The following is a 15,840-nucleotide window of genomic DNA, read 5'->3' on the forward strand; positions in this document are numbered from 1 at the left end:
ATGAAGCCATAAAAAAAGGCGACCGAAGTCGCCTTTTTGGATCAATGTCTCATCTCAACTTATTTGGAGATGTGAGCGATCAGGTCCAGAACTTTGTTGGAGTAACCTGTTTCGTTGTCGTACCAGGAAACCAGTTTCACGAAGTTGTCGTTCAGTGCGATACCCGCTTTAGCATCGAACACGGAAGTGCAAACTTCGCCATTGAAATCGGTAGAAACAACGTCGTCTTCGGTGTAACCGAGAACGCCTTTCATTGCGCCTTCAGAAGCCGCTTTGATTGCTTTCTTGATTTCTTCGTAAGACGCTGCTTTTTCCAGACGAACGGTCAGGTCAACAACGGATACGTTCGGAGTCGGAACGCGGAACGCCATACCGGTCAGTTTGCCGTTCAGTTCTGGCAGTACTTTACCGACTGCTTTAGCAGCACCGGTAGAGGACGGGATGATGTTCTGTGCTGCGCCGCGGCCGCCGCGCCAGTCTTTGTGAGACGGGCCGTCAACGGTTTTCTGAGTTGCGGTGGTCGCGTGAACGGTGGTCATCAGGCCTTCGATGATACCGAAGTTGTCGTTGATGACTTTAGCCAGCGGAGCCAGGCAGTTGGTGGTGCAGGATGCGTTAGAAACGATGTCCTGGCCTTCGTATTTGTCAAAGTTAGCGCCTTTAACAAACATCGGAGTGTTGTCTTTGGACGGGCCAGTCAGAACGACTTTTTTCGCGCCAGCAGTGATGTGTTTACGAGCGGTTTCGTCAGTCAGGAACAGACCGGTTGCTTCAGCAACAATGTCAACGCCTGCTTCGTTCCACTTCAGGTTAGCCGGATCACGTTCAGCGGTAACACGGATTTTTTTACCGTTAACGATCAGATGACCGTCTTTCACTTCAACGGTACCGTTAAAACGGCCGTGAGTGGAGTCATACTTCAGCATGTATGCCATGTAGTCAGCGTCTAACAGGTCGTTGATTGCAACGATCTCGATGTCAGAACGTTCCTGAGCAGCACGGAAAACAATGCGACCGATACGGCCAAAACCGTTGATACCTACTTTGATAGTCATATATTCCACCAGCTATTTGTTAGTGAATAAAAGGTTGCCTGTAAAATTACAAAAACCTTACGCAGCGTCAAGCGGAATCGTGTCAATCATTGCGACAAATCAATCCTGAGCACACCTTTTGCACGATTGATTTGCCTCACTCTCCCTTTGAGCCCAATTCCATATTGGGGCTGCGCCTGGAATTTTAAAGGCCATTAAAGATAAAAATGAGATGTCTGTCACAATTATCTGGCTGTCTTTTGGCTCCGGATAAGTTTAGAACAAAAGTCCACGCTTCATTGTTAATGTTTTGTTAGAATCGGGGCGTAAAGTTGTCCTTTCACAGTGAGAAGCAAGCACATGGCGAATAAACCCTCCTCGGACGAGCTCAAAAAAAATTTGAGCGAGATGCAGTTTTACGTGACGCAGAATCACGGTACTGAGCCGCCGTTCACCGGGCGACTGCTCCACAACAAACGGGACGGTGTCTACCACTGCCTGGTGTGCGATGCGCCGCTGTTTCACTCGCAAACGAAGTATGATTCAGGCTGCGGCTGGCCGAGCTTTTACGAGCCGGTGAGCGAGGAGGCGATTCGCTATCTGAACGATGACTCCCACGGGATGCAACGCACTGAAATTCGCTGCGGAAATTGCGATGCGCATCTGGGGCATGTGTTTCCGGATGGACCGCAGCCGACCGGGGAGCGTTTTTGCGTCAATTCGGCCTCATTAAGCTTCAATGACGACGATAATGGCGAGCAGATTAAAGGCTAAAGAAACGATTCAGCAAATTATTCCAGTGTGGAGTTGAACGGATCATGGAAATCGAGCAAATAATAGACAGTATGACGCCGGAAGTGTACCAGCGACTGGCGACGGCGGTGGAGCTGGGAAAATGGCCGGATGGCGTGGCCTTAACGCCCGAGCAGAAAGAGAACAGCCTGCAGCTGGTGATGCTTTACCAGGCGCGGCATAACAGCGACGCGCAGCATATGACCATCGATACGAACGGCCAGATGGTGATGAAGAGCAAGCAGCAGTTGAAAGAGGATTTTGGCATCGCCCCTCGACCGATTGCGACGCTGAAAATGCACTAGCCAGCGGCCTGATGCCCGGCGCAGGGCCTGAGACAGGATTACGCAGGCCCGTTAAGACCTCTCTGCCGGGCCTGAGGCTGGATTGCGCAGGCCCGTTAAGACCTCTCTGCCGGGCCTGAGGCTGTTACGTAGGCCCGGTAAGGCAACGCCGCCACCGGGCAAGGTTGTGACAACTGACAACTCGGGTAAAACGCCGCTCACACCACCCAGCGGCCGATCGCCGCATAAGGTTTAATCCCAGGCGACGCCGCGAGCTGCTTCGCCAGCTGATTATGGTCATCGGCGCCATACTCCCAGAACATGCCCCCAGACCTTTTTGCTGAATGTAATCAGCCTTTATCGCCACCGAGCGAAGGGCGTTGAATCTGCGAGTCAGCTCAATTTGTAGTCAAAGCGAAGCGGGGGAATGGCCCGAAGCGGACGCTTCGGGCACAAGGATTACGCCTGCGTTTCCAGCCAGTCGTCGAGGGTGTACAGCGTAGCGCCGGCGGCGGCCATCGCCATAAAGGCGTGCGCGCTATCCTGCGCCTGGAGGTTGACCCCGCGGCAGCCGTCGGTAATGACGTTGACGGTATAGCCGAGATCCAGCGCATCCAGCACGGTGAATTTGACGCAGTAATCGGTCGCCAGCCCAACAATGATCAGTTCGGTGATGCCGCGTTGGCGCAGCCACTCGTCAAGCGCGGTTTTTTGCCGGTGACCGTTGTCAAAAAAAGCGCTGTAGCTGTCGATAGCCGGGTTTTCCCCTTTATGAAACACCGCGGTAATCGCCTGTTGCTGCAGCAGCGGATGCAGCGCCGCGCCTTCGCTGTTCTGCACGCAGTGATCGGGCCAGAACGTTTGCACCAGGCCATCGAGATGGCCCTGGGTGTACGGTTCGACCTCGTGCTGGCTGGCGAAGCTGCCATGGTTCGCCGGGTGCCAGTCCTGGCTGGCGACGACGGTTTCGCCGCGGGCAAGGCAATGGTCGATAAGTCGGTTGGCGACATCTATGGTGCTATCGCCATCCGGAACGGCCAGTGCGCCGCCGGCGCAAAAATCGTTTTGTAAATCGACCAGCAGTAGTGCGCGGTTCGTCATCGGTTCTCCTTACTCATCGGGGGTCAGTTCGCCACGCAGGTTTTTCTGCATCAGGTTGCGAATCTCATCGACGCTCAGGTTCTGGCTCAGCAGATAATGTAGTTTGGTCAGCGTGGCCTCAACGGTCATATCAAAACCGCTAATGACGCCCGCCTGGGCGAGGGCGTTACCGGTGGCATACCCGCCCATATTAACCTTCCCGGACATGCACTGGGTCAGGTTGATGACCACGATCCCGCGCTGGCTGGCTTCTGCCAGAACCTGGATAAACTCGCCGTTTTGCGGGGCGTTGCCGACGCCATAGGAGCGCAGGATCAACGCTTTCACCGGCTGGCGCAGGAAATTACGCACCACGTCGGCGGAAATGCCCGGATAGATAGTGACGACGCCAATCGGCTGTGGCGTGATGGGATGGACAATCAGTTCGCCGATACCCTGTGGCGCAGGCGGCGTGCCGAGGCGACGAATGTGGATCCCGGCTTCCAGTAAAGGCGCCAGATTGGGGGAGGCGAAGGCGTCGAAACCATCGGCATGGGCTTTGGTTGTGCGGTTGCCGCGATACAGACGATTATTGAAGAACAGCGCCACTTCATTAATCGGGTAATTCGCGGCAACGTACAGGGCATTGAGCAAATTGATCTGCCCGTCGGAGCGCAGCTCGGCCAACGGGATTTGTGACCCTGTCACAATAACCGGTTTGCCCAGATGCTCCAGCATGAACGACAGCGCTGAGGCGGTAAAGGCCATGGTGTCCGTCCCGTGCAGGATAACAAAGCCGTCGTACTCGTCGTAATGGGCGCGGATGTCGTCGGCGATATGCTGCCAGTCTTCCGGCGTCATATCGGAAGAGTCCATCAGCGGCTCATACTCATGGATCGTAAAGTCCGGCATCTCCGGACGGTGGAACTCAGGCATCAGCGCCAGCTGACGCTGCAGGTGGCCGGAAACGGGGATATAGCCGTGTTCTGAGCGCTGCATACCGATGGTCCCACCGGTGTAGGCAACGTAAATCGATTTCTTTTGCATATCATCGCTTAGGTTGGACGTAGACAGGCGCAGTATAAAGTGACCGCTAAAAAAATACAGCGCAATCCCCGTTATACTTCGCGGTACGGGGGCGTGGCGTGCGCATTCCCCCCGACAACACTGACGTTGTCGGGGGAAACGGGTCAAACGAGGGGGACTAGCGGATATTGGCGCAGGTTAAACAGAACGCGTAGCGGTTCTGCGGATCGTTGAACGCGGCGAGCTTATCGCTTTCAGCCTTGACGGCGTTAGCCGCGGCGGCAACCGGCGCCGGCAGCCAGGCCTGCAGCGCCGCAGGCAGCGACGCGCGTACCGAACCGGTCAGGCTATCGAGAACCATCGAGAAGAACGTCGGCTCTTCCTGATAGTAGCTGATATGCCACTGTTTCAGCTTCGCCAGCTCCGCGGCTTTCGCCACCGCATCGTCAAAGTCGCCCAGGCTATCGACCAGCCCGTTGGCTTTCGCATCTTCACCGGTCCAGACATGGCCTTGGGCAATCTGGTCGATTTTCTCCGGCGTGCTGTTACGCGCGTTGGCGACCAGAGTGATAAAGCGTTTGTAGCCGTTTTCGATGCTCAGCTGCATCAATTGCTGAACTTCAGGCGGCAGCGATTTGGTGGTTGAAACATCGGCCAGCGCCGATGTCGCCACGCCATCGGTATGAACGCCGATCGAGGCCAGCGTATTTTCGACGGTGTTAATGACGCCGAAGATGCCAATCGAGCCGGTGAGAGTGCTTGGGTTGGCGACGATATAGTTGGCCGGCGTGGAGATCCAGTAGCCGCCGGAAGCCGCCATGCCGCCCATGGAGACCACCACCGGTTTACCCGCCGCTTTCGCCGCCGCCAGCTCTTCACGAATCACTTCCGAGGCGCTGACGCTGCCGCCCGGGCTGTTGACGCGCAGGACAATCGCTTTCACCTTCGGATCGAGGCGGGCATCGCGAATCTGCGCGGCGGTCGTGTCTCCTCCGACATTACCCGGCGTCTCTTCACCGTCCATAATCGCGCCGTTAGCGAAGATAACCGCAATGGCGGCACCCTGGTCAGACGGCGTTTTCACGCTGTAATCGTAATAGCTGATCGCGCGATAGTGATTATCCTCTTTGCTCCAGCCGAACTGTTTAGTCAGCGCCTTCTCCACGTCGGTGGCGGTGCCCAGTTCATCAACCAGCTTGTTGTTCAGCGCGTATTGCGCCGTATCGCCGTCCACTTTACGCAGACCGTCAATCAGGCCCTGAGCGCCAGGGAACAGCTGCTGCGCGGTGATTTGGCGGTTAGCGGCGATGGTATTGAGATAGTTTTGCCACAGCTCGCCAATCCAGCGACTGTCGGCTTCACGCGCGGCAGGCGACATATCGTCGCGGATAAACGGCTCGACCGCCGATTTATAGGTCCCGACGCGGAAAACGTGCGTCGAGACTTTCAGCTTGTCGAGCAGCGATTTGTAATACAGGCCGTTGGTGGCAAAGCCGTGCAGGTCGACGTCACCCTGCGGCGAGAGCCAGATTTTATTGGCGAAGCTCGCCAGATAATACTGCCCCTGGCTGTAGTTGCTCCCCACGGCATACACCGGTTTTCCGCTATCGCGGAATTCACGCAGCGCCTTACCGATATACTGCATCGAAGGCTGATCGCCGCCGGCAAAATTTTTCAGATCCAGTACGATGCCGGTGATATTGCGGTCATCTTTCGCCTGGCGAATGGTCTGTACGATATCAAACAGCGAGTTTTCCTGGAGACGGTCGGAACTGGCGCCAAAGAGCTGACGACCGATCACGCCGAGTTTGCTGCTGGCGGACGGTTTATCGACCACCACGCCGGTGATATCCATCAGCAGCGCACCGCGAGCGGGATGTTCCGTTGTGGTGCTGCTGAACTGTGCCCAGATACCGACACACACCAGGACCAGCAACAGGAAAACCACGTTCAGTGCGAGCTGGCGAATAAAGTTAAGTACCCGCCATGTCCATTTAAAAAATCCGGCGAGCAGCCGCCAAAGAGTTCGCATGTATTCTCCCTAACATTGTTAAAAATGGGCCAACCGCATGGGTTGCCGCGTCTGGTTATCCTAAAGAGACGGCTGACGGTTGTCAGCAGGAATCACCGGTCGTGCTGTAACAAAATTCTTGCGCATGTTAATTTTATGCAAAATGACAGCACAGGAGTCACATCGATGGATGCTCTCGAACTACTGATAAACCGCCGTAGCGCCTCGCGTCTCGCAGAGCCGGCACCGGCCGGCGACCAACTGGAAAACATTCTTCGCGCCGGATTGCGCGCCCCGGATCACGGGACGCTGCAACCCTGGCGTTTCTTTATTATTTCCGATGATGGCCGCGAACGCTTCAGTCAACTGCTGGAGAAAGGAGCGATTGCGGCCGGGCAGGATGACAAAGGCATTGAAAAGGCCCGCAGCGCGCCGTTCCGCGCGCCGCTGATTATTACCGTCGTCGCCCGCTGCGAAGAGCACCCGAAGGTGCCGAAGTGGGAGCAGGAAATGTCGGCCGGCTGCGCGGTGATGGCCATGCAGATGGCGGCGGTTGCGCAGGGCTTTAACGGCATCTGGCGCAGCGGCGCATTGACCGAAAGCCCGATCGTCCGTGAAGGATTCGCCTGCCGCGAGCAGGATAAAATCGTCGGTTTTCTCTATCTGGGAACGCCGCAGCTTAAAGCCTCAACCACCGTTTCTCTGCCGGACACCGCGCCGTTTGTGGTCCGTTTCTGAACCAACGCTGAGTAAGAACAGCCCGGCAGGCATACCGCGCCGGGCTGTCGCGCCGACAATCCGCTCGGCGTCAACATCGCTCTGCCAGGGTGTTTAGCGATAAACGGAACGCGCGATGCGGGTGTAGGTATGCCTGACTCCGCGAATCGCAATACTGTAGGCCAGAATATTCTCCGGTAATGCCACTCCCATATAGCCCGTATCGCCAATATGGTGCAGGTCGGCGCCCGCCATTTTACTCATCAAGGCTATCTGACGAAGGGTGCCGACATCAGCGCCTTCCTGGGAGGTCCCAATCGCCGTCATCGCCAGCGCGCCATGCGCATGCGCCGTCTCAATAAGCGATGCCACACGTTGCTGACTCATTCCTGGTATCGTGCCCGGGGCCGGGAGCAACACAATATCCGCCCCCTGGGCGGCGAAGGCGATGACATCCTGCTCGCTGATAATGCTGCTGCCGCTTTCACCTACGACTCCCGCGCCGTGCATTTTCCCGGTGATAATCACCGCGCTGTCGCCCACCGCCTGGTGAATCTCCCCGGCGGCTATCGCCAGCGCCTGGTTGCTGACCCCGTTATTCGGGTTGCCCGTTAACAGCAGAATTTTCGCCCCCATCGCGACCAGCTTACGGGCATTGTCAGCCGTAGCCGAGCGCCCCGGCCTCATTTTCCAGATATCGTCATGGGCAACCGCAAATTCCGGGTCTACCGCCTCCAGATTGACGCCAATAATACGCCCGGTCAGGCGCTGCAGTTCATGCAGCGTTTTGTCCGCCGCGATACCGGCAGGCAACCCCTCAATATGCGGGTTTTCACTGTCAAACATATTAATCAGCAAGATATCCGCACCCTGCGATGCGGCAAGCTCGGCATTGGTGACATTGTTCAGCAATGGCTGCGCGATGGCGATAGATTCGCTGACCATTACCCGACCTTCGCTGGCGCGAATGGCATACAGCAGTTGCTCTTTATTCATTGACACAAAATCGGAAGCGCAGCAGTCCAGCAGGCGTTTAGTTTTCATCGGGATATTCCTCGTCGCTGAGCCAGTGTTGCTGTTTCGCCTGCCGCCGCTGGCTGGCGAAACAGCAACACTGGCATCCATTTACCGCAATTGTTTCAGCCATCTTTGCTCGAATTAAAGATAAATCACTTAGGTCCCACGAGTGAACCGTTTTAGTGAAATGGCGGCACAGCGCAAAGCGAGCTGGTGGGAGATCAGCGGCGCTTAGCAATCCAGGAGGAGCGCCACGCGCTGCAACTGACCAAATAGTGAAGATGGCGAGGTCATGCGGCTTGTCCATCGCAAAATCGTCTATTTGTCTGCTTAATGAGCAACCACTCGCGATTTCAGACTGTCATACTTACCACCCCGGCGTTTGAGCGCTACCATAGCGGGATTGCAATGACAGGAGATGTCCATGAGCGAGCAAGCTATTCGTTTAACGCAATACAGCCACGGAGCCGGTTGTGGTTGTAAAATTTCCCCTAAAGTACTGGAAACGATCCTGAAGAGCGATCGGGCGAAGTTTATCGATCCGCACCTGCTGGTGGGGAATGAGACCAGCGATGATGCGGCGGTTTATGACCTGGGCAACGGGACGTCGATCATCAGCACTACCGACTTTTTTATGCCGATAGTCGACAGCCCGTTCGACTTTGGCCGTATCGCCGCCACCAACGCCATCAGCGACATTTTCGCGATGGGTGGAAAACCGATTATGGCGATTGCCATCCTTGGCTGGCCGATTAATACCCTGGCGCCGGAAATTGCCCGCGAAGTAGTGGACGGCGGGCGTTTTGCCTGCCAGCAGGCGGGCATCTCCCTGGCGGGCGGCCACTCGATTGACGCGCCGGAGCCGATTTTCGGTCTGGCGGTCACCGGCGTGGTGCCGACCGAGCGAATCAAGAAAAACAGCACCGCCGAGGCGGGCTGCAAACTCTATCTCACCAAGCCGTTAGGCATTGGCGTGCTGACCACCGCCGAGAAAAAATCGCTGCTCAAACCGGAGCACCAGGGGCTGGCGACGGAAACCATGTGCCAGATGAACCTCGCCGGCGCGGCCTTTGCCACCCTCGGCGGCGTAAAAGCGATGACCGACGTTACCGGCTTCGGCCTGCTGGGCCACCTGAGCGAAGTGTGCCGTGGTGCGGGTGTTCAGGCGCTGCTCAACTACGCGGATATCCCGAAACTGCCGGGCGTTGAAGAGTACATTGCGGCGGGCGCCGTTCCCGGCGGCACCGGGCGCAACTTTGCCAGCTACGGCCATCTGATGGGCGACATGCCGGCGGCGTGGCGCGATCTGCTGTGTGACCCGCAAACCTCCGGCGGTCTGCTGCTGGCGGTGACGCCGGAAGCCGAAGGCGAAGCGCGGGCCGTAGCCGAAGAGTTCGGGATTAAGCTTGCCGCCATCGGCGAGCTGGTGACCGCACGCGGCGGACGTCCTATGATCGAGATCCGTTGATTACATGCGGTTGTTTATTGCGGAAAAACCCAGTCTCGGCCGCGCCATCGCCGATGTGCTCCCTAAGCCGCATCGCAAAGGCGATGGTTATATTGAGTGCGGTAACGGGCAGGTGGTCACCTGGTGTATCGGCCATTTGCTCGAGCAGGCTCAGCCTGACGTCTATGACGGGCGCTATGCGCGCTGGAATCTGCTCGACCTGCCGATTGTGCCGGAAAAGTGGCAGCTGCAGCCCAAACCGTCGGTCACCAAACAGCTCAACGTCATCAAGCGTCTGCTGGGCGATGCGCAGGAGGTGATTCACGCCGGTGACCCGGACAGAGAGGGGCAGCTGCTGGTCGACGAAGTTCTCGACTACCTGCAGCTGGCGCCGGAAAAGCGCCAGCAGGTCCAGCGCTGCCTGATTAACGATCTCAACCCGCAGGCGGTGGAGCGGGCGATTTCTCGCCTGCGCGCCAACAGCGAGTTTATTCCGCTCTGCGTTTCGGCCCTGGCCCGCGCCCGCGCCGACTGGCTGTACGGGATTAACATGACCCGCGCCTATACGCTGCTCGGTCGCAATGCCGGCTACCAGGGCGTGCTGTCGGTCGGTCGGGTGCAGACGCCGGTGCTGGGGCTGGTGGTGCGGCGTGACGAAGAGATTGAGAACTTCGTCGCTAAAGATTTCTTTGACGTCAAGGCGCATATCGTGACGCCGAAGGATGAGCGTTTCGTCGCCACCTGGGTGCCGAGCGATGCCTGCGAGCCGTATCAGGATGAAGAGGGGCGTCTGCTGCATCGTCCGCTGGCTGAACATGTGGTGGCGCGTATTGAGGGCCAGCCGGCGCGGGTGACCGCCTACAACGATAAGCGGGATTCAGAACCGGCGCCGCTGCCGTTTTCGCTTTCGACGTTGCAGATTGAGGCGGCGAAGCGCTTTGGCTTTAGCGCGCAAAACGTGCTGGATATCTGTCAGAAACTGTATGAAACCCACAAGCTGATTACCTATCCGCGTTCGGACAGCCGCTATCTGCCGGAAGAGCATTTTGCCGGCCGGCATGCGGTTCTTAATGCCATTGGGGTGCATGCGGCGGATCTGCTGCCGCAGCCGGCGGTGGATCTGGAAATCCGTAACCGCTGCTGGGACGATAAAAAAGTGGATGCGCACCATGCGATCATCCCGACCGCTCGCAGCAGCCAGGTGAAACTGTCCGATAACGAAGAGAAGGTGTATGGTCTGATTGCCCGTCAGTATCTGATGCAGTTCTGCCCGGATGCGGTCTTCCGCAAGTGTCAGATCGATCTTGATATTGCCAATGGCAAATTTGTCGCCAAAGCGCGTTTCCTCGCCGAAGCCGGCTGGCGCGCGCTGCTGGGCAACAAAGAGCGGGACGAAGAGAACGACGGTACTCCGCTGCCGGTGGTGGCAAAAGACGACGAGCTGCTGTGTGAAAAGGGCGAAGTGGTGGAGCGACAAACTCAGCCACCGCGCTATTTTACCGATGCAACGCTGCTGTCGGCGATGACCGGGATTGCCCGCTTTGTGCAGGATAAAGATCTGAAAAAGATTCTGCGTGCGACCGACGGTCTGGGGACGGAAGCGACCCGCGCCGGGATTATCGAGCTGCTGTTTAAGCGGGGCTTTTTAGTCAAAAAGGGCCGTTATATTCACTCCTCCGATGCCGGGCGCGCGCTGATTCACTCCCTGCCGGAGATGGCGGCCCGCCCGGACATGACCGCTCACTGGGAGTCGGTACTGACGCAAATTAGCGAGAAGCAGTGCCGCTATCAGGACTTTATGCAGCCGCTGGTCGGCACGCTTTACCAGCTGATTGAGCAGGCCAGGAGTACGCCGGTGCGTCAGTTCCGCGGCATTGTCGCGCCGGGCGGCGGTAAAAAGAGTTTCAGCAAAGGTAAAACCAAAGCGAAAGCGAAAGACAAGAAGCCTGCGGCGGACTCCGCTGCGGAAAAACCATAAAAAAACCCCGGATTTCCGGGGTTTTTTTATGGTTGCCGCTCATCCCCGTCTTAAGGGACGGCGGCAGGGAACCGCGACGTCTTAAATGACGCCCTGCGCCAGCATGGCATCGGCCACTTTGACGAAACCGGTGATATTGGCGCCGCGGACGTAGTTGGTCTGCCGCGCTTCGCCGCCGTATTCAACGCAGGCGTGGTGAATGTCCAGCATGATGTGATGCAGACGGGCGTCGACCTTCTCCGCCTTCCAGCTCAGGCGGGCGGCGTTCTGCGCCATTTCGAGGCCGGAAGTGGCGACGCCGCCGGCGTTCGCCGCCTTGCCTGGCGCGAACAGCACGCCCGCATCAAGGAACAGATCGGTGGCGGCGATGGTGGTCGGCATGTTAGCGCCTTCGGCAACGGCCTTCACGCCGTTAGCGATCAGCAGACGCGCCGCATCGGCGTCCAGTTCGTTTTGCGTAGCGCAAGGCAGTGCGATATCCACAGGAACGGACCACGGCTGTTTGCCTTCGAGGTAGGTCAGACCATACTCGCGGGCGTAGTCGGCAACGCGGCCATCGCGGCTGGCTTTGATTTCGCACAGACGGGCCAGTTTTTCCGGGGTAAAGCCGCCTTCATCGACAACGGTGCCGCTGGAGTCGGAGGCGGTGATCACGCGGGCGCCGAGGGTCATCGCTTTTTCGATAGCATATTGCGCCACGTTACCGGAACCGGAAACCGCCACCCGCATCCCTTCGAAGCCCAGACCGTGACGCTTGAGCATCGCGTCGGTAAAGTACACCAGACCATAGCCGGTCGCTTCCGGACGAATCAGGCTGCCGCCGAAGGAGAGCCCTTTACCGGTGAACACGCAGGCGCTGTTGTTGGAGAGTTTACGCATCATCCCGGCCATAAAGCCGACTTCACGACCGCCAACGCCAATATCGCCTGCCGGAACGTCGGTGTCCGGGCCCAAATGGCGATACAGTTCGGTCATCAGCGCCTGACAGAAGCGCATCACTTCGCCATCGCTCTTTCCTTTCGGATCGAAGTCGCTGCCGCCTTTTCCGCCGCCCATTGGCAGCGTGGTGAGGGCGTTTTTAAAGGTCTGTTCAAAGCCGAGGAACTTCAGGATCGACAGGTTGACCGACGGGTGGAAACGCATGCCGCCCTTGTACGGGCCAATTGCCGAGTTGAACTGCACGCGCCAGGCGCGGTTAACCTGAACCTGATTGCGGTCGTCGACCCAGACGACGCGGAACTGAATAGCGCGCTCTGGTTCAACCAGACGTTCCAGCAAAGAGAGCTGGCGATAGCGCGGGTTTTCTTCAAGGAAGGGCCACAGCGTGGTCATCACTTCGCGGACAGCCTGAGCAAATTCGGTTTGTTGCGGGTCGCGCTGTTGAACGCGGGTAAGAAAGCTTTCCAGAGTACACATCTGATCCATAGATATAATTTCCCCTTATGGTTTTGGTTGCATGTATACGCGTCACGTGCAGATTGCTTCGCTGTCCGCTTCGAAGCGCCTGGGCGGCTGCCTGAGGCAATCTGAATGATTTTGTATCTCTTTTTTATTATTCGGCCCTTGAAAAGACCGATTTTCCGACTATAACACCGGGAATCGTTAGGCAAGCAAGGAAAAATTATCCAGACAGGAAAATTTATAATCTGGCGTCAGTCATAACTAAAAACGATGACGCCAGTGGCAGGGAATTAGCGGGGAAGCCCGGCGGCGCGTTGGGCAATAAACGCGTTCAGCAGCGGAATATCCGCCGGAGCAAGGTCGAAGGTGAGCGCCTCTTGCAGCGTGCACCAGCGCAGCTGGCGATGATAGTGGGCGCTGGGAAGGCCGCTAAAGCGCGCCACCCACCAGGCGTGCAGGTGAATCAGGCGGCCGGAGACCTCCCGTTGATGACTGGCGATATAACGCTCAACTTGCGCCGTGATGCCGAGCTCCTCCTGCAGTTCGCGGATAAGCGCCTGCGGCTGGCTCTCGCCGGGCTCTACTTTGCCGCCGGCAAATTCCCATAGGCCGGGCTGATCGGCGTGGGACGGGCGCTGCGCCAGCAGAATTTTGCCATCCTGTTCAATAATGGCGGCTACAACATCAAGCGTTTTTTGCATCTGAATCATCGTTCCGGGCAGGATAATGGCCTATTATCACCACCTTTGTGTACTGACCCCAAAAAGTTGGACAGATTAACCGAGGCATCAGAGAAAGAGTCCATTTAATACATGGGCTCTTTTTTGTTTCCTGCTAACACTAAATAAACTGTTCCGTAACCGAATTATCCATCCCGCAGCATCCTTCCTTTCGTCTTACCGTCTCATCAATAACTGTTCGTCATCTTCTTTCGTGAAGCGTTTCTACTGAATTAACATTAGACGTGCCATCCGATTCTCGCTCGTATCGGTTTGAGCGTAATAGTCTTCGCGTTTATTGAGGGAGTTTAAGGAATAATGTCCGTTCCTGAGTTTGTGATGGTTTGAAACCATGGTGAATGTAGAAATTTTTAGCTTCTTCGGTGAGTGCATGAATCATGATTGCACGTACACCAATATTCTCGGCAACCCGATAGCAACGAAGCACTGCGTCATGAAGTAAATCAGCGCCAAGCCCTTTCCCGCGGAATGAGAGATCGACGGCAAGACGGGCTAGTATAATGACAGGAATGGGATCTGGCATGTTACGGCGAAGATTGCCTGTCGCTTCTGTATGGTTGACGCTCCCGGTTGCCAGTGAGTAAAAGCCAGCAATTTGCTGAGTGTCCTTCTTACACACCACAAACGTTCGGGCCGCTCCGAGAGCCTGGTTTTTGAGGCCTTTCTGCTTTAACCAGTCATCGAGCACAGTCTCACCGCTGACGAACTCAGCCACCTGATGATAAGTGGACAGAGGTTCTGGTGCTGTTACACGTCCCACTGAGGTTTCCTTGCCAGCAGTTTTTCGATAACGAGATCATCTGTAACGGGTGCATCAAGCATATCGATGAACTCCGCATATTGCTCATCGTTAAAGTTAAATACACGGCGGTCAAGGATCACATTCTCGGCAGCCTGACAGGCCATTTCCAGAATGAAATCTGTACGTGACTTGTGAAGGATTTCCGCAGCTGCATCAATGAGCGCCCGCTGCGATTCCTTAGCTCTAAGGTTAAGTTGAACATCTGATTTCATGAGACACCTCTTGTATAGCATTTGCTTTACAAGCATAGCATAACCACCGCGTATAGCAAACGCTATACATTAAGTCGTCGTTTTTCATTTTTGAATATTGATGTCCACTTTGTGCCAGCAGCGAACATCCTCAGGATAACTTACCTGTCTTCTGGTCGATTAACTTATTTGTCTACTTACCAGGTCTTGCAACATTTTTCCGGCAATCTGAATATGTCGCTTAACTTCAGTTCGCGCTTGTTCGGCGTTTCGTTGCTGGCAGGCAATAAGAATACTGGCGTGGTCATCCTGAAACAGGGGTGTCTCAGAGAGTAGCTTTCGCTGGAGGTATTCATACCGCTCAATCTGATTGCGAGAATCATTAATCATGGTCAGTAGACGATGATTTTCGCACCCGCTATAGAGAAGATCATGAAACTCACGGTTTAGTTGCCCTTGCAGTTCGAATTTGGTACATGAAGCAAGAAGACTATGCGTCAGCCCCGCTCTCGCCAGATTATCAGCACTCAAATTATTGACGCTCTGAAATATTGCCTCGCCCTCTAGCAGAGAACGCAGCTGGTAAATTTCATTAAGATCATCAACAGATAACGTTCTGACAATTGCTCCGCGATTTCTAAAAATCTCCACCAGACCCTCATGTTCAAGTTGTCTGATCGCCTCCCGCATTGGAATACGGCTTACATCAAAATGACTTGCAAGGTCTCTTTCGACAAGCCTTTCACCATCACGAAGGCTACCGTTATTAATCATTTCTCTTAACTTATTAGCGAGTAAGTCTGCGGTTGAAACAGCTCTAAAGCTCATAAACGACTCCGAAAAAATGATGGTATAATGGTATACCATTTGATAGATTGAGTCCAGAAATGCTACGGCGAGACAAATCTAATATTCCAAAACAATAAGTTAATGCACACGGAGACCAAAATGATCGAGAGAGAGCATCACTACCAGGTGAACGTTAAATGGACGGGAAATAAAGGTAATGGCACGCAGTCTTACAAAGACTATGAGCGAAATTATGAGATTTCAGAGGGCGGAAAACCTGTAATTTTGGGGTCATCAGACCCCGCATTTCTGGGCGATGCCAAATGTTGGAATCCGGAGGACCTGCTCGTTGCTGCTGCTTCAGCATGCCATAAATTATGGTATCTGCATCTCTGCTCGGAAGCAGGGATAAGCGTTATAAGCTATGTTGACCGAGCACATGGAACGATGCGCGAAGGGAAAAAAGGATGTTTCACGACCCTGTAAATAATTCTGTGTAATTGCCATCCGATTAAAGGTGGTCGCTCAGGC

Annotated in this window: 16 protein-coding genes and 2 pseudogenes; 6 read left to right on the top strand and 12 right to left on the bottom strand. The window is 55.6% G+C overall.

Going from position 1 to position 15,840, the window contains the following annotated elements:
- Positions 1–59: 59 nt before the first annotated feature.
- The gene (gapA, locus tag CWM52_RS15785; RefSeq protein WP_100684948.1) at positions 60–1,055 is read right to left on the bottom strand and encodes a glyceraldehyde-3-phosphate dehydrogenase; all 996 of its coding nucleotides are present in this window, start codon (positions 1,053–1,055) and stop codon (positions 60–62) included.
- Positions 1,056–1,394: 339 nt separating this feature from the next.
- Here gapA and msrB point away from each other — a divergent pair, with 339 nt between their 5' ends.
- The gene (gene msrB, locus CWM52_RS15790; protein ID WP_100684949.1) at positions 1,395–1,808 is read left to right on the top strand and encodes a peptide-methionine (R)-S-oxide reductase MsrB; all 414 of its coding nucleotides are present in this window, start codon (positions 1,395–1,397) and stop codon (positions 1,806–1,808) included.
- A gap of 44 nt (positions 1,809–1,852) precedes the next feature.
- A complete protein-coding gene (locus CWM52_RS15795; RefSeq protein WP_100684950.1) occupies positions 1,853–2,131 on the top strand; it encodes a YeaC family protein in 279 nt (92 codons plus the stop codon).
- 197 nt (positions 2,132–2,328) lie between these two features.
- Here CWM52_RS15795 and CWM52_RS26855 read toward each other — a convergent pair.
- From CWM52_RS26855 to sppA, 4 genes and pseudogenes are all read right to left on the bottom strand, one after another.
- Positions 2,329–2,483: pseudogene (locus tag CWM52_RS26855) on the bottom strand (hypothetical protein); the annotation flags it as partial.
- A gap of 86 nt (positions 2,484–2,569) precedes the next feature.
- Positions 2,570–3,211: a bifunctional nicotinamidase/pyrazinamidase gene (gene pncA / locus CWM52_RS15800; RefSeq protein ID WP_100684951.1), complete on the bottom strand. Its 642-nt coding sequence runs from the start codon at positions 3,209–3,211 to the stop codon at positions 2,570–2,572.
- A gap of 9 nt (positions 3,212–3,220) precedes the next feature.
- Entirely contained in the window at positions 3,221–4,237 is a 1,017-nt protein-coding gene (gene ansA, locus CWM52_RS15805) for an asparaginase (RefSeq protein ID WP_100684952.1), read from the bottom strand.
- A gap of 157 nt (positions 4,238–4,394) precedes the next feature.
- On the bottom strand, positions 4,395–6,248 hold the full coding sequence (sppA, locus tag CWM52_RS15810; RefSeq protein WP_100684953.1) for a signal peptide peptidase SppA: 1,854 nt from the start codon (positions 6,246–6,248) through the stop codon (positions 4,395–4,397).
- A gap of 165 nt (positions 6,249–6,413) precedes the next feature.
- Between sppA and CWM52_RS15815 the strand changes: the two genes are divergently transcribed.
- Positions 6,414–6,965, top strand: coding sequence for an NAD(P)H nitroreductase (locus CWM52_RS15815; protein WP_100684954.1), 552 nt, complete (start codon positions 6,414–6,416; stop codon positions 6,963–6,965).
- Between the two features lie 93 nt (positions 6,966–7,058).
- On the opposite strand, the gene CWM52_RS15820 is transcribed toward CWM52_RS15815, so the two are convergent.
- Entirely contained in the window at positions 7,059–7,988 is a 930-nt protein-coding gene (locus tag CWM52_RS15820; protein ID WP_100684955.1) for a PEP phosphonomutase, read from the bottom strand.
- Entirely contained in the window at positions 7,978–8,268 is a 291-nt protein-coding gene (locus CWM52_RS26365) for a hypothetical protein (RefSeq protein ID WP_165785402.1), read from the bottom strand. Before CWM52_RS26365 ends, CWM52_RS15820 begins: the two co-directional genes overlap by 11 nt.
- Before the next feature lie 117 nt (positions 8,269–8,385).
- On the opposite strand from CWM52_RS26365, the gene selD reads away from it, so the two are divergent.
- Positions 8,386–9,429 (top strand): selenide, water dikinase SelD, encoded by a 1,044-nt coding sequence (gene selD / locus CWM52_RS15830; protein ID WP_100684956.1) that lies wholly within the window; start codon positions 8,386–8,388, stop codon positions 9,427–9,429.
- A 4-nt stretch (positions 9,430–9,433) separates the two neighbouring features.
- A complete protein-coding gene (locus tag CWM52_RS15835) occupies positions 9,434–11,386 on the top strand; it encodes a DNA topoisomerase III (protein WP_100684957.1) in 1,953 nt (650 codons plus the stop codon).
- Between the two features lie 81 nt (positions 11,387–11,467).
- On the opposite strand, the gene gdhA is transcribed toward CWM52_RS15835, so the two are convergent.
- The 5 genes from gdhA to CWM52_RS15860 all read right to left on the bottom strand — a co-directional run bounded on the left by gdhA (position 11,468) and on the right by CWM52_RS15860 (position 15,348).
- The gene (gene gdhA / locus CWM52_RS15840; RefSeq protein ID WP_100684958.1) at positions 11,468–12,811 is read right to left on the bottom strand and encodes an NADP-specific glutamate dehydrogenase; all 1,344 of its coding nucleotides are present in this window, start codon (positions 12,809–12,811) and stop codon (positions 11,468–11,470) included.
- A gap of 266 nt (positions 12,812–13,077) precedes the next feature.
- Positions 13,078–13,488, bottom strand: coding sequence for a pyrimidine (deoxy)nucleoside triphosphate diphosphatase (locus tag CWM52_RS15845; protein WP_100684963.1), 411 nt, complete (start codon positions 13,486–13,488; stop codon positions 13,078–13,080).
- A gap of 313 nt (positions 13,489–13,801) precedes the next feature.
- Positions 13,802–14,287, bottom strand: coding sequence for a GNAT family N-acetyltransferase (locus CWM52_RS15850; protein WP_100684959.1), 486 nt, complete (start codon positions 14,285–14,287; stop codon positions 13,802–13,804).
- Positions 14,275–14,562, bottom strand: coding sequence for a DUF1778 domain-containing protein (locus CWM52_RS15855; protein ID WP_100684964.1), 288 nt, complete (start codon positions 14,560–14,562; stop codon positions 14,275–14,277). Before CWM52_RS15855 ends, CWM52_RS15850 begins: the two co-directional genes overlap by 13 nt.
- Positions 14,563–14,700: 138 nt before the next feature.
- Positions 14,701–15,348: a GntR family transcriptional regulator gene (locus CWM52_RS15860; RefSeq protein ID WP_100684965.1), complete on the bottom strand. Its 648-nt coding sequence runs from the start codon at positions 15,346–15,348 to the stop codon at positions 14,701–14,703.
- 120 nt (positions 15,349–15,468) lie between these two features.
- Here CWM52_RS15860 and CWM52_RS15865 point away from each other — a divergent pair.
- Positions 15,469–15,792: pseudogene (locus CWM52_RS15865) on the top strand (OsmC family protein); the annotation flags it as partial.
- Positions 15,793–15,840: the final 48 nt, after the last annotated feature.

Source organism: Raoultella sp. T31, assembly GCF_002806725.1.
In the GTDB taxonomy this organism is placed as follows: domain Bacteria; phylum Pseudomonadota; class Gammaproteobacteria; order Enterobacterales; family Enterobacteriaceae; genus Klebsiella; species Klebsiella electrica.